We start from the raw sequence: 448 nt of genomic DNA on the forward strand, positions 1-448 counted from the left end.
TCCCTTGTGCTGCGAAGTTCATCCGGGCAACACCTTCGAAGGCAATACGCTTGATGGCATCGTTGACCGCATTGGTAAAAAATTATCGATACGCCGGTTTATTTTTGTGGCCGACCGTGGATTGTTCTCTTTTGATAATCTTGAACACATTAAGGCTCGAAATGGAGAATTTATTGTTGGTCTCAAAATGGGTACTTTGAAGCGTGATATTCAAGAGGATTTCTATGACTTGTCCAAATTTACATGGATTAGCAGTGAACTTGCCATACGTGAAACCAGCCTCAATGACGACCGATGTATTATTACCTGGTCAAAAAGCAGGGCTGACAGAGACCGGAAAGCCCGAGAAGATGTTCTGGAAAAAATAAAGAACACACTATCATCTTCAAAGCCATTAACAAAGAAATTCATAACAAACCGAGCCTACAAGAAATACTTATCGATACAA

At 40.8% G+C, this 448-nt stretch carries 1 pseudogene; it reads left to right on the forward strand.

Annotated elements, in window-relative coordinates:
- Nucleotides 1-448, forward strand: a pseudogene (locus tag JIV24_RS22265) (hypothetical protein); the annotation flags it as partial.

Source organism: Carboxylicivirga marina (genome assembly GCF_016612505.1).
Taxonomy (GTDB): domain Bacteria; phylum Bacteroidota; class Bacteroidia; order Bacteroidales; family Marinilabiliaceae; genus Carboxylicivirga; species Carboxylicivirga marina.